Raw genomic sequence first — 12,207 nt, 5'->3', positions numbered from 1 at the left:
TTACGGTTCTTAATTAGTTCCGTTTTGCCGTTCACGGAATTTCTGCATCGCTTCGCGGCGCATATCGCGCAGCTGATCTTCGGTAACCTTCTCTGCATTAGCGGGTAAAGAAAGTTCGGTGGTTACTGGCTTGAAGTCTACTTTGAGTGCATTAAAAGAACGGCGGCTGCCTTCGGCAGAGAGTACTACGCCATTACCATCGGGTAAAAGACCGTTAATCGGACTATAGCTGAAAGGTAATTCCTGGGTGTACCACACGGTGTATTCTTCGTTACGTATCGTTACAGTTGCTTTTTTACAGAGCAATCCAGCTATTTTTTTTGTTTTTTCGCTCAGTTTGGGCGCTGTTGCGGCTGTATAAGCTTCTTCTGCGAAGTAGACTTTAGTAGTATCATCTGGTTTAGAGAATACCTGCAGGTATTTTTTGCCGTTCAGATCTACAAAAGCATTACCGCCAGGGCCGCGCATACCAAAGCGTCCGCCACGTGCACCGCTATTACCGCCTTCACGGTTAGCGCCACCCGGACGTCCACCCCCAAAGCCACGTCCGCCAAAATCAGGACGTTCTGTTTCCAGTTTGCCCTTACCACCGGAAAAGTAGAAGTGTTGGTTAAAAGTGATCACCTGTTCCTCTCCGTCTCCTTCTGCACCGCCGCGCTGGGGCATTTTTGCATTTACTTCGTAGTCGATCACACCGGAGTTTTTATCCTGTGCGGAAGCCGTCATACCAGTAAAGGCAATGAGTGCGGCGCTGAGTAGTGTCTTTGGTAAGTATTTCATATGCGCTGATTTTGCTGGTACAAAAGTCATTATTCGGTTTTCATTTATTGGTTAAATAGCTTTATTTACTGTTAATTATTGTTAAGGACATAAAGCAGGTAGCGCAGGAACCAATAGTTTTGCACCATACGCCCTTGCGGGGGACTCATCTTAAAAGTGAAAATTGGTAGTTATGCGTCAGCGGATCCGTAACATTTTGATACTAATGTGTGTATGCATAGTGGGCATCTTCCTTTTTCAGGGATACTGGCTCTACAATTCCTATCATATACAACTGGATCAGTTTAATAAAGACATCAATGAATCACTGCGTACAGCAGTCTTCAACAAGCAGTTTGCTGATGCACGCCGCTATTTCAGAAACTATGGCCGGGATCGGGATTCATTCAGGATGACGCCACGTGACCTGCCGCCCCGCGGCGAAGCCCTGATCAGGATATATAATGGCCGCCGCGATACGACAACAGAAATGGGTAAACGCCGGCGGGAATTTCGGCAGGGGAATGACTCTTCCAGAAGGGAATATGCTGATACATTGGCCCGGCAGATATCGGATCTGATACTGATGAACAACCTGACTGACGATAGTCTTAAGCTCGTGAAGCTGGATTCGTTGTTCAATGCAGAACTGCATTCCCGCCAGATTATGACGGACTATGTACTGGATACGTTCCACATGGACTTCAATGGATATTCAAGGGAAGGATTCAGGGATAGTCTCAGGAAAAGGCCGCCGTTGCAAACATCCAAAATACCTTTCAATCCGGCGAGCAGCCTCTTTGTACAGGCAAAATTTCAGTCGCCCCTGCAGTATATTCTGACCAGAATGATGTGGACATTGATGGGGTCTCTGGTATTGCTGGTACTGACAACCGTCTGCTTTATGTACATGTTGCGTACTATTCTGAAGCAGAAGCGTTTGTCAGAAGTGAAGAATGATTTCATCAATAACATGACGCATGAGCTGAAAACGCCTATTGCTACAGTATATGCTGCCGTGGAAGCTATGCAGAATTTTAATGCACTGAATGATCAGCGTAAAACGCAGACTTACCTTGATATTTCCAAGCAGGAACTGCAGCGTTTATCTGATCTGGTCGAAAAAGTGCTGCATATTGCAGCGGAAGAGAAAGAGGAAATAGAGCTGTTCAGAGAACCGACAGATCTGAGCGAGATGATGGATAGTATTATCACTAATCACCAGCTGAAGTCAGGACGTCCGGTACAGTTCAGGTTTGATAACCTGGTAGGAGATCAACAGGTGAATGTGGACAGAACACACCTGAGCAATGCAGTGAGTAACCTGGTGGATAATGCGATTAAATATTCCGGGGAGCAGCCAAATGTGTATATCCGGACAGCACTGGAGGGAAGCCGGTTGGTGATCAGGGTGAAAGATAACGGGATAGGTATTCCCAGGGTTTATCAGCAGAACATCTTCGATACCTTTTTCAGGGTGCCTACGGGTAACCTGCATAATGTAAAAGGGTTCGGACTGGGACTTAGCTATGTGAAAAAGGTGGTGGAGCTACATGGCGGGACCATTACTTTAAATAGTGAACCTGAAAAAGGAAGTGAATTTACTATACAAATACTGGTTTAATACGTACAAATATGTCGAAAGTATTACTGATTGAAGACGAATGGCAGCTTGGGCAGATCGTGAAGGACAGCCTGGAAATGAGAGGTTTTGAAATGTTATATGCGGCAGATGGCAAAGAGGGACTTCGTTTATACCAGGAGCATAAGCCAGACGTAGTGGTGCTGGATATTATGATGCCAAACATGGACGGTTTTACAGTAACGACGGAGATCAGGAAGCAGGATAAAACTACTCCTATCATCTTTCTGACAGCAAAATCGCAAACGACAGACGTGGTAAAAGGCTTTGAGCTGGGAGGAAATGACTACCTGAAGAAGCCGTTCAGCATGGATGAGCTGATTGTGCGGATAAAGGCTTTGCTACAACGCTTCAAGGAGGCGTCAGGTGGAGGAACCATGGGCAGTCAGGATGAGATACATATAGGGCAGTACGTATTCAACTATACCAAGCAGACATTGACCCGTAATAATACGACTGAGTTCCTCTCCCACCGGGAGGCTGAAATACTGCGGCGATTGTCTGAAAACCTTAATCAGGTGATGGAAAGAAAGACGGTCCTGCTGGACCTCTGGGGGGATGACAGCTTCTTTAACGCAAGGAGTATGGACGTCTTTATTACGAAGCTGCGGCGGTACCTGAAAGATGATCCGCGGGTACAGATTGTGAATATAAGAGGGGTTGGTTATAAACTGATCTTTTGAATTATATTTGCGACCTATGGAGCAGATAGAACAGCAAATAGCTGCCTACAAACAGGAAATTCTGGCTTTTGAACCAGCCACAGCTGCGGATCTTGAACAATACCGCATTAAATTTCTCGGAACTAAGGGAATTGTAAAGGCCATGTTTGGCGAAATGAAGCAGGTGCCTAATGACCGGAAAAAGGAATTTGGTCAGGTACTGAATGGTTTCAAGCAGCTGGCAGAGGACAGATATGCACAATTTGAGCATCTCAAAGACAGCGGCGCTGCTGCCAGCACCGATGCCGATCTTACCCTGCCCGCAGAACCGCACAGACTGGGTACCCGCCACCCGATCAGCGTAGTAAGAAATAAAATCATCAGCATATTTGAACGCCTGGGTTTTGCGATTGCAGAGGGACCGGAAATAGAAGACGACTGGCATAACTTTACAGCGTTGAACCTTCCGGAAAACCATCCTGCCCGCGACATGCAGGATACTTTCTATATCAGCAAGCATCCGGACTGGTTGCTGCGTACCCATACTTCTTCCGTACAGGTAAGAGCGATGGAGTCCGGCAAACTGCCGATCCGTATTATCTGTCCGGGACGTGTATACCGCAATGAAACTATCTCTGCCAGGGCGCACTGCTTCTTCCACCAGGTAGAAGGACTGTACATTGACGAGAACGTGTCATTTGCCGATCTGAAACAGACCCTTTACCATTTCGTAAAAGAACTGTTTGGTGAGAATACACGTATCCGCTTCCGCCCTTCTTATTTCCCGTTCACTGAGCCAAGCGCCGAAATGGACATTTCCTGCCAGATATGTGGCGGTTCAGGATGTAACGTGTGTAAGCATACCGGCTGGGTAGAGATCCTTGGATGTGGAATGGTACATCCTAAGGTACTTGAGAACTGTGGTATTGATCCTGAGAAATATACCGGTTTTGCCTTCGGTATGGGTATCGAGCGTATTACCATGCTGAACTATCAGATCAAAGACCTCCGACTGTTTTCTGAGAACGATACAAGGTTCCTGGAGCAGTTTGAAGGTGCCCTTTGACGCAGATAATAAATACTTTTTCCGAAGGAGAAAACGTGCGTTGAAACGATGCGCCGTTTTCTCCTTCGTTGTTTACCCCTACAAATTCCAATTATGATAACTATCGACCAGATAAGCATAATCGCAGTATGTGGCGCAGGTACTATGGGTGCAGGTATTGCACAGGTAGCGGCAACAGCGGGTTATAAAACAGTACTGTATGACCTGCAGGCCCCGGTGCTGGAAAAAGCGCAGCAACAGATCTCCGGGCAACTGGAAAGTGCAGTTAAAAAAGAGCGCCTTACGGCGGCAGAGAAAGAGGCAATACTGCAGCGTATTACTTTTACCCAGAAAATAGAAGACTGCCAGGCGTCAGTCATTATTGAAGCCATTATTGAAAAACCAGCTGTCAAGACAGCATTATTCAGTCAACTGGCTGAATTGAATGGTCAGGAAACAATCTTTGCCACTAACACATCTTCTCTTTCCATATCTCTTATTGCACACGGCATCCAACATCCGGAACGGGTAGCAGGGATGCATTTTTTCAATCCTGCACCTTTGATGAAGCTGGTGGAGATCGTGAGTGGGAATGAGACCGACCCTGCTGTAGCAGCGTTGCTTTATACCCTTTCGCAGCGGATGGGCAAAACGCCTGTGATGGTAAAAGATACGCCAGGCTTCATTGTGAACAGAGTAGCCAGGCACTATTATCTTGAAGCGATGCAGGTAGCAGCAGATGGAGTGGCAGATTATAAAACGATAGATAGGCTGCTGGAAAGTGCAGGCTTCCGCATGGGACCATTTGCCTTGATGGATCTGATTGGAAATGATGTGAACCTTGCCGTGACACGTTCATTGTATGAAGCGTATAATGGAGCGCCAAGATTTGCGCCCAGTCCCTTACAAATAGCGAAGGTAGAAGAAGGGGCACTTGGAAAGAAAAGCGGGAAGGGATTTTATAACTATCTTTGATGCAAACGGGACTTACTTCATGATTTTAGTAACGGGAGGAACAGGCTTTTTAGGCAGTCATTTATTACGGAAACTGGTGAATGTCGGGCAACCGGTACGGGCCTTGTACCGTAAGGAAATTCCTCAGCAGGTAAAAGATATTCAGCACAAAATTGAATGGATACAGGGCGATGTACTGGATGTAGTCGCACTGGAAGAAGCAATGGAAGGGATAGAAAAGGTCTATCACTGTGCAGCTGTTGTATCCTTTCGCCCCGGAGAACATGCTACGATGATGAAGGTAAATGTGGAGGGAACTGCCAACGTGGTAAACCTTGCCATAGATGCGGGCGTAAGAAAATTTGTGCATGTAAGCTCGGTTGCAGCCCTGGGACGGTCCAAAACCGGGAAACTCGATGAATCCTGTGAGTGGCAGGATAGTAAGAATAACTCGAAGTATGCAGTCAGCAAATACTTTTCGGAAATGGAAGTATGGAGAGGACGTGCAGAAGGACTTGAAGTTGCTATTGTCAATCCGAGTATCATCCTTGGTGCAGGGTACTGGAACGACGGATCAGGGATGCTGATCAAAAATGCCTGGAAAGAGTTTCCCTATTATACACAAGGTATCAACGGTTTTACAGACGTGCGGGATGTAGCAGAGGTGATGTACCGCCTGATGGAAAGTGAGATAGAGGGAGAACGGTTTGTGGTATCAACAGACAACTGGAAATACTACGACCTGTTTACAGAAATGGCCGGGCAGCTGGGCAAAAAGCCACCCCATATAGCAGTAAAGCCCTGGATGGCAGAGATTGTATGGCGCATGGAAGCACTGAAGAGTAAGTTCACCGGCAAAAAGAGTATTCTGACCAAAGAAACTGCAAGGACAGCACAAATGCAGGTTTTTTATAACAGTGACAAGCTAACCAGAACATTACCCGATTTTACCTATACACCATTAAAGCAGACCATTGCTGATATGTGCAGGGTTTTTCTGCAGGAACAGCAACAACAGTCATAACTACCGCTATCTTACCAGTAATGTACCTATTGCCGCAGCAAGCATAGCTTGCAGCGGAGTATGATCTGTTTTCGTACTCATCCATACTCGTGGTTGCTGGCCGGTAACCACAGCCGCTACTACTTCCTTACGGTAATGAAACTCATAGCAGATATTCTCGTAGGAATTTTTGGCCCCGAACCGGTTATTGGCCGTGATACGGATGTCCGTTTCCGGAGACTGTAATATACCTGCCGGTTTATTATCATTGAGCTCCAGATAGGTCATATCCTTCAGGATCATTTGCCATTGCTGCTGCGGCTCGTTTTTACCGGCATTGATACCAGCATAGGTAAATAGTGCAGGCGGGGGCATTTTATCAAGAAATGAAGGCAGAGAAAGCCCGGATAGGCCAATATGAGCGACCTGTATAACTTGTATCAGTATGTCGGCGTTATTGCCAGTTACCCGGAAGTTAAAAGGATGCTGGGGCGACTTAATGAAAGAAAGGTCTGTACCGGCATCTATACCGTTTTTACGGGAGGAAGTCTGGTAAGGACCGAAAGAAATGGTTCTTGCAGTAAACCAGCCATCATCGATCTTCACAGGTAGCTCCTGAGCGGAGGTATACAAGGCCTTTTGGGAGAAAGCCATAGTATGGCAGGCAATAACAAGCAGTAAAGCTGGGAGATAACGGAACATATGAATTGCTTATACGGAAAGGCTTCATGCATGTGGGTGCATGAAGCCTTTGTGATGGAAAATATCAATTGCCGGCAGTGATCTTCTGCCAGATCTCCGGAATACGTTTAATCCAGTTTATTTCTTTCATTTTAGTGCGGGCATCTTCTACAGGAGAACCGAAGTATGTTTTGCCACCTTCCAGGGAAGAAGGCACACCACTTTGGGCCAGTACAACTGCTCCTTTTCCTATAGTAAGGTCTTTGGATACGCCAACCTGGCCCCAGAGTATTACATTGTCTTCGATGCGTGCTTTACCGCCTACACCGACCTGACCTGCGAAGAGACAGTTACGTCCTATGACAGTACCATGTCCTATGTGGATCATGTTATCGAATTTTGTGCCACGGCCGATGATGGTATCGCCACTTACCCCTTTGTCGATAGCACAACCAGCGCCTATCTCTACATCGTCTTCAATGATCACCCTTCCGCAGCTTTCCATTTTATCATACATCACTTCCCTGTTTGCTCTCTTCTTGAAGTAAAATGCATCAGCACCGATCACAGTACCTGCATGTATGATCACATTGTTGCCAATAATGGAGTTGTCATAAATAGTTACGTTCGGATGAATGATGCAGTTAGTACCGATTGTGACGTTGTTGCCGATGAATACATTCGGCTGTATGATAGTACCCTCGCCTATTACAGCGGAATCGCTGATGGGACTGGTGGCGGGTTGGAATGGACGGAAACGTTTAACCAGTTTTACATAAGCGCTGAATGGGTCATCTGATATCAGTAACACTTTCCCTGGAGGGCAGGTAACTTTTTTATTGATGATGATAATCGTCGCCGCAGAACGCAGACAGGCATCATAGTATTTCTCGAAATCCACGAATGAGATATCACCTGGTTCAACCTTATGGATCTCATTGATACCGGTTGCCATCAGTTTCTCATCGCCTTCCAGCGTAGCGCCTATGAATGCTGCTATTTCCGTTACCGCGATCGGTTCGTTAAACTTCATGTTTTCTGTTGTTTAGTGAGGCAAAGGTAGTAGAGAATCCGATATTATTGTTCACACGTTCTGCTTAGACAAGTATGATAAGCTAAGTTTTAACGCTTCTTTGTAACTGTTGTTATCCACACTTTTTTTAGTGGTGTGAATAAAAAAGTTTGTATTTTTTTTCTTTTGTGATGAAATTCTTTTTAATATTGTGTAGGGAATTTTTGTTCCCTGTACTTACTAACCCATTCACATAACAAGAAAGTCTGATTGTAAACACGGTCAGACTTTTTTAATGCCCACTAAAAGCCGCTCTCCACAAGTATTTCCGCCGATTGAATGTATACAGCTTTCTGTTGTTACACAAGCAAAGACAGCCTGCTTCAAATACTGTATAACTGCTGTCTTTGGAATTTCCATTTTTTGGAAAAAAGCAACCGTATTTCGGCAACAGTAATCGGTTGCTTATAAAGTGATAAAAATGAAGTGAATAAGAGGAAGAAGTATCATATCGCACTACTGAACAGTTGAGATTGCGGCAGCTTTTTCCACAAGCGGGCGTCAAAAGCCATACAGATATTACGGATGAAAGGCCGTCCTCTTTCAGTAACTGATACGCTACCGGACTGTATATCTACCAGTCCGTCTTTTTCAAGCTCTCCAAGCCTTTCAAGACAATCAGCAATGACGTTGTCCTTATCAGTTTCATCATTCCAGCTGGTACTAAAACCACACATCAGCTGATGGATATGACGGCGTAATTGTAGGTCTTCCCTGTCAAGAATATGCCCGCGTACTACAGGAAACTCGCCATTGTTTACCAGTTGCTGCCATACTGCAATACGTTTTTCATTCTGTGCATAAGCATACCAGCTGTCTCCTATAGAAGACGCTCCAAGTCCTATCATCACGGAGGTATGATGATCGGTATAACCCATAAAGTTTCTGTGCAGCGATCCTTCCCGGAAGGAATGAAACAGACTGTCATGTGGTAATGCAAAATGGTCCATACCAATTTCTGTATAGCCATTTTCTGCAAACATCGTTTTACCCAGCTCATACAGCGCCCGTTTCTCTTCGTCCTTAGGCAGATCTTCTTCTGAATATCGCCTTTGTCCGACACCTTTTACCCAGGGCACATGCGCATAACTGTAGAAAGATATCCTGTCTGGCTTCAGCTGCATGACTTTGCTGATAGTGTCTCTGACACTTTGGATGGTCTGTAATGGCAATCCGTATACCAGATCATAATTGATGGAAGTATAACCAATCTCCCTTGCGGCAGCTGTTACCCGCTCTACCGTCTCGTAAGGCTGTATGCGATTGATAATATCCTGCACCCTGATGTCAAAATCCTGGATGCCCAAACTCATACGCCGGAAGCCCAGGTTATAGAGCGTCAGCATATGTGCTGTGGTCGTATTATTCGGATGCCCTTCAAAACTCAGTGTAGCATCTGGTAACAGGTCAGCATCCAGGTAAAGACGTGACAACAACTGATGCAGGCTTTCGGGACTGAAAAAAGTAGGCGTACCTCCGCCGAGATGTATTTCCCTGATACGTGGCCTGTCTTTAAACAACCGTACATACAGCTCCCACTCGTTCAGCAGTGATTGTATATAGGGCGCTTCTACAGCATGATTAACAGTTATGTGCTTGTTGCAGCCACAATATGTACACAACTGTTCACAATATGGCAGGTGAATGTAAATACTGATGCCTTCTTTTTCATTGGAGACACGGAATGATTGCAGTAAAGTCTGCTTCCAGGTATCAATATTGAAAGTCGATTCATCCCAATAAGGCACCGTAGGATAACTGGTGTAACGGGGAGCGGCGGTATTGTACTTTCTGATGAGTTGCATATCAGGATGGTTTATAACAGTGTTGCATCACCCGTTCGTTGGGGGCAGGCAATGCAGGACTTACGTAAGGAATATTTAAATTCAGCCCGCGCATGATGAGTAAAAGGGCCATGACTGTCATAGCATAAGGTATACATCGGCGCAGACGGTTGCGAAGATCAATACTGATAAGATCGTTGCACCAGCTGATGGCTACCATTGCAGGTAATGTGCCTAGTCCGAAAGCCATCATAAACAGGCCTCCCTGTATATAGCTGCCGGTGGCAATAGCGCCTGTTACGGCAAACCATACCAGGCCACAGGGTAGCAGACCATTCAGGAATCCGATTGCATAGAGTGTAGACAACTGCTGTTTGCGAAGCAGGACTCCCAGGGCTTTCTTAATATAACGGTCATAAAAGCTGGTCTTCATCCGGAGATGGCCTTTATTCAGCACATATCTGAGCAGGATAAACAGCAGCATACCACAACCTAGTGTAACAGACAGCCATTGCTGTAAGCCACCCAGGAAAAACTGTTGTCCCAGCCATCCGGCTATTGTACCGGGAATAGCATATGCTGTGACCCTGCCAGCATTGTACAGCAGGATGCCTGCCTGCCTCCGCACCCCATCAAGATGTTGCACCGGTAGGGTAAGTGCGATAGGACCACACATACCTATGCAGTGAAAACTGCCGATGAAACCCATTGATAAAGCGTATAGCAATGTCAGAAACATGATGAATCAGTTAACGGTGACGAAGTTTTCCTGGTAGTAAGATTTACCGCCGGCTTCCCATTGCAATTTTACGCGGTAGTTGCCTTTATGGAACCGCTGTTTGCTAACCAGCATCAGGCCATTTTCATCCAGCTGGAGGGGAAGTGACACATCCTGGCGGGAATCTGACGCCCGGTAGAATAAGACATTGCCTTTCATAGTGATACCATGCATTTCTGACGGAAACAGCACGCCAATAGACTGTGGCGACTGGTTGATACTGACTGGTGCAGACAGGGACTTTGCCTCTCTCCTTCCGTCTATTACCTGCTGGTACTTAAGTTCCTCTGCATAGTAGTCTGGTGTAACCATATCAATGCGTGTACGCATGCTTTTGGTGACCAGGGTAAGTATGCCTGCTGCAAAAACTATAAATACAATAATGATTTTATGACCCCAGTGCATGATCTGTTATTTTATAGGATGATGAAAATTATCTTGCCGGTCCCAGAAAGGTAGTTTGTAGCGTACCGGTCTTTTTTTCTCCTTCGTAAAGGGAAATGCGCAATGCGGTTTTACGTTTGCTGATCGCATCACGGGGAAGAACGATGAAGAATATGCCTTCTCCCTGTTGTTCTTCCTTTACCAGAATTTGTTGATGACCGAGCAGTTCAATATGCCCGGGTGTATCTTCCAGTTTCAGGGTAAGCGGAATATCAGCTGTTGTTTTATTGACCAGTTTAATCCTGTAGAGGTTTGAAATGCTGTCTTGTCCCCTCTCCTGGTATAACATACCTGCTGTACGGATGATGGTGCCGCTTACTGGTTTTCTGCTTGCCAGCATCCAGGTGATGGCGGTCAGTAATATTACCAGGATGGAGCTGTATACTCTGAACCTTGGTGTAAAACGCAAAGGCTGTTTATTGGCAATACCATTCTCTGAAGCGTAACGGATCAGGTTCAGTGGCCGGCCGGTTTTCTCCATCATGAAGTTACAGGCGTCAATACAGGCGGTACAGTTGACACATTCCAGCTGGGTACCATTACGGATGTCGATACCGGTAGGGCAAACCTTGACACATTGATAGCAATCAATACAATCGCCCAGGTTCTTATCCGCATTTTTTTTAAAACGGCCTCTTGGTTCTCCCCTGGTGTAATCATAAGCAACCACCACAGAGTCTCTGTCCAGCAGTACCCCTTGTAAGCGTCCGTAAGGGCATACAACGGTACACACCTGTTCTCTGAAGAAAGCGAATACGCCGTAGAACACGGCAGCAAAGATGGTCATGGCTGCGAGTCCGCCGGTATGTTCCGCAACTGGTCCAGTTATAATTTCAATCAGGCTGTCTATACCAATTACATATGCCAGGAAGGTATTAGCGATCAGGAAGGACAAGAGGTAGAAGAGGATATGTTTACTGGTTTTCTTGATGATTTTATCTGTATGCCAGGGTGCCTGACTGAGTAGTTTTTGTGCAGCAGCATCTCCTTCAATCCAGTATTCAATTTTGCGGAAGAGCATTTCCATAAAGATGGTTTGTGGACATGCCCATCCGCAAAAGAGTCGGCCAAAGGCCATGGTAAACAAGACGATGAAGAGAATAAAGGCAACCATTGCCAGTCCGAAAATGAAAAAATCCTGTGGCCAGAATATGGCTCCAAACAGGATAAAGCGGCCTTCTACTACGTTGAACAAAAACAGGGGCCGGCCGTTCAATTTAATGAACGGGCCGGCGAAAAACGCAAGGAAATAAAGGAAGCTCAGCACACTCCTCGCGTTATACAATTTTCCTTTCGGTCGCTGGCTGTAAATCCAGCTTCTTTTCCCCTGTTTATCAACAGTAGCAAGACTATCTCTGAACGTTTCTTCCATCACAAATGCTT

12 protein-coding genes are annotated in these 12,207 nt (G+C 45.8%); 5 read left to right on the top strand and 7 right to left on the bottom strand.

The window, feature by feature from the left end:
* Nucleotides 1–9 precede the first annotated feature (9 nt).
* The gene (locus K1Y79_RS17095; protein WP_220251382.1) at nucleotides 10–780 is read right to left on the bottom strand and encodes a GLPGLI family protein; all 771 of its coding nucleotides are present in this window, start codon (nucleotides 778–780) and stop codon (nucleotides 10–12) included.
* Nucleotides 781–952: 172 nt separating this feature from the next.
* On the opposite strand from K1Y79_RS17095, the gene K1Y79_RS17090 reads away from it, so the two are divergent.
* The 5 genes from K1Y79_RS17090 (at nucleotide 953) to K1Y79_RS17070 (ending at nucleotide 6,086) form a co-directional block, all read left to right on the top strand.
* Complete coding sequence (locus tag K1Y79_RS17090) at nucleotides 953–2,383, top strand: sensor histidine kinase (protein WP_220251381.1); 1,431 nt, start codon at nucleotides 953–955, stop codon at nucleotides 2,381–2,383.
* An 11-nt stretch (nucleotides 2,384–2,394) separates the two neighbouring features.
* On the top strand, nucleotides 2,395–3,084 hold the full coding sequence (locus K1Y79_RS17085) for a response regulator transcription factor (RefSeq protein WP_220251380.1): 690 nt from the start codon (nucleotides 2,395–2,397) through the stop codon (nucleotides 3,082–3,084).
* Nucleotides 3,085–3,100: 16 nt separating this feature from the next.
* Nucleotides 3,101–4,129, top strand: coding sequence for a phenylalanine--tRNA ligase subunit alpha (gene pheS, locus K1Y79_RS17080; protein WP_220251379.1), 1,029 nt, complete (start codon nucleotides 3,101–3,103; stop codon nucleotides 4,127–4,129).
* 93 nt (nucleotides 4,130–4,222) lie between these two features.
* Nucleotides 4,223–5,083, top strand: coding sequence for a 3-hydroxyacyl-CoA dehydrogenase NAD-binding domain-containing protein (locus K1Y79_RS17075; protein ID WP_220251378.1), 861 nt, complete (start codon nucleotides 4,223–4,225; stop codon nucleotides 5,081–5,083).
* A gap of 19 nt (nucleotides 5,084–5,102) precedes the next feature.
* Entirely contained in the window at nucleotides 5,103–6,086 is a 984-nt protein-coding gene (locus K1Y79_RS17070) for an NAD-dependent epimerase/dehydratase family protein (protein WP_220251377.1), read from the top strand.
* A gap of 6 nt (nucleotides 6,087–6,092) precedes the next feature.
* On the opposite strand, the gene K1Y79_RS17065 is transcribed toward K1Y79_RS17070, so the two are convergent.
* The 6 genes from K1Y79_RS17065 to ccoG all read right to left on the bottom strand — a co-directional run bounded on the left by K1Y79_RS17065 (nucleotide 6,093) and on the right by ccoG (nucleotide 12,196).
* Nucleotides 6,093–6,767: a hypothetical protein gene (locus K1Y79_RS17065; RefSeq protein WP_220251376.1), complete on the bottom strand. Its 675-nt coding sequence runs from the start codon at nucleotides 6,765–6,767 to the stop codon at nucleotides 6,093–6,095.
* A 64-nt stretch (nucleotides 6,768–6,831) separates the two neighbouring features.
* On the bottom strand, nucleotides 6,832–7,779 hold the full coding sequence (locus K1Y79_RS17060) for a UDP-3-O-(3-hydroxymyristoyl)glucosamine N-acyltransferase (RefSeq protein ID WP_220251375.1): 948 nt from the start codon (nucleotides 7,777–7,779) through the stop codon (nucleotides 6,832–6,834).
* Between the two features lie 485 nt (nucleotides 7,780–8,264).
* On the bottom strand, nucleotides 8,265–9,623 hold the full coding sequence (gene hemN, locus K1Y79_RS17055; protein ID WP_220251374.1) for an oxygen-independent coproporphyrinogen III oxidase: 1,359 nt from the start codon (nucleotides 9,621–9,623) through the stop codon (nucleotides 8,265–8,267).
* 1 nt (nucleotide 9,624) lies between these two features.
* Nucleotides 9,625–10,341 carry a sulfite exporter TauE/SafE family protein gene (locus tag K1Y79_RS17050; RefSeq protein ID WP_220251373.1) on the bottom strand — a complete coding sequence of 239 codons (717 nt, stop codon included), beginning with the start codon at nucleotides 10,339–10,341 and terminating at the stop codon, nucleotides 9,625–9,627.
* A 6-nt stretch (nucleotides 10,342–10,347) separates the two neighbouring features.
* Nucleotides 10,348–10,785 (bottom strand): FixH family protein, encoded by a 438-nt coding sequence (locus K1Y79_RS17045; RefSeq protein WP_220251372.1) that lies wholly within the window; start codon nucleotides 10,783–10,785, stop codon nucleotides 10,348–10,350.
* A gap of 28 nt (nucleotides 10,786–10,813) precedes the next feature.
* Nucleotides 10,814–12,196 carry a cytochrome c oxidase accessory protein CcoG gene (gene ccoG, locus K1Y79_RS17040; RefSeq protein WP_220251371.1) on the bottom strand — a complete coding sequence of 461 codons (1,383 nt, stop codon included), beginning with the start codon at nucleotides 12,194–12,196 and terminating at the stop codon, nucleotides 10,814–10,816.
* Nucleotides 12,197–12,207: the final 11 nt, after the last annotated feature.

This window comes from Chitinophaga rhizophila (assembly GCF_019492185.1).
GTDB lineage: Bacteria > Bacteroidota > Bacteroidia > Chitinophagales > Chitinophagaceae > Chitinophaga > Chitinophaga rhizophila.
This window is presented reverse-complemented; position numbering and strand designations above follow the sequence as displayed.

What these genes read in the sequence shown, in the direction of transcription:
- K1Y79_RS17095 (WP_220251382.1), bottom strand. Translation starts at nt 780, where the DNA reads ATGAAATACTTACCAAAGACACTACTCAGCGCCGCACTCATTGCCTTT.
- K1Y79_RS17075 (WP_220251378.1), top strand. Translation starts at nt 4,223, where the DNA reads ATGATAACTATCGACCAGATAAGCATAATCGCAGTATGTGGCGCAGGT.
- K1Y79_RS17050 (WP_220251373.1), bottom strand. Translation starts at nt 10,341, where the DNA reads ATGTTTCTGACATTGCTATACGCTTTATCAATGGGTTTCATCGGCAGT.
- pheS (WP_220251379.1), top strand. Translation starts at nt 3,101, where the DNA reads ATGGAGCAGATAGAACAGCAAATAGCTGCCTACAAACAGGAAATTCTG.
- K1Y79_RS17060 (WP_220251375.1), bottom strand. Translation starts at nt 7,779, where the DNA reads ATGAAGTTTAACGAACCGATCGCGGTAACGGAAATAGCAGCATTCATA.
- K1Y79_RS17090 (WP_220251381.1), top strand. Translation starts at nt 953, where the DNA reads ATGCGTCAGCGGATCCGTAACATTTTGATACTAATGTGTGTATGCATA.
- hemN (WP_220251374.1), bottom strand. Translation starts at nt 9,623, where the DNA reads ATGCAACTCATCAGAAAGTACAATACCGCCGCTCCCCGTTACACCAGT.
- K1Y79_RS17085 (WP_220251380.1), top strand. Translation starts at nt 2,395, where the DNA reads ATGTCGAAAGTATTACTGATTGAAGACGAATGGCAGCTTGGGCAGATC.
- K1Y79_RS17065 (WP_220251376.1), bottom strand. Translation starts at nt 6,767, where the DNA reads ATGTTCCGTTATCTCCCAGCTTTACTGCTTGTTATTGCCTGCCATACT.
- K1Y79_RS17045 (WP_220251372.1), bottom strand. Translation starts at nt 10,785, where the DNA reads ATGCACTGGGGTCATAAAATCATTATTGTATTTATAGTTTTTGCAGCA.
- ccoG (WP_220251371.1), bottom strand. Translation starts at nt 12,196, where the DNA reads ATGGAAGAAACGTTCAGAGATAGTCTTGCTACTGTTGATAAACAGGGG.
- K1Y79_RS17070 (WP_220251377.1), top strand. Translation starts at nt 5,103, where the DNA reads ATGATTTTAGTAACGGGAGGAACAGGCTTTTTAGGCAGTCATTTATTA.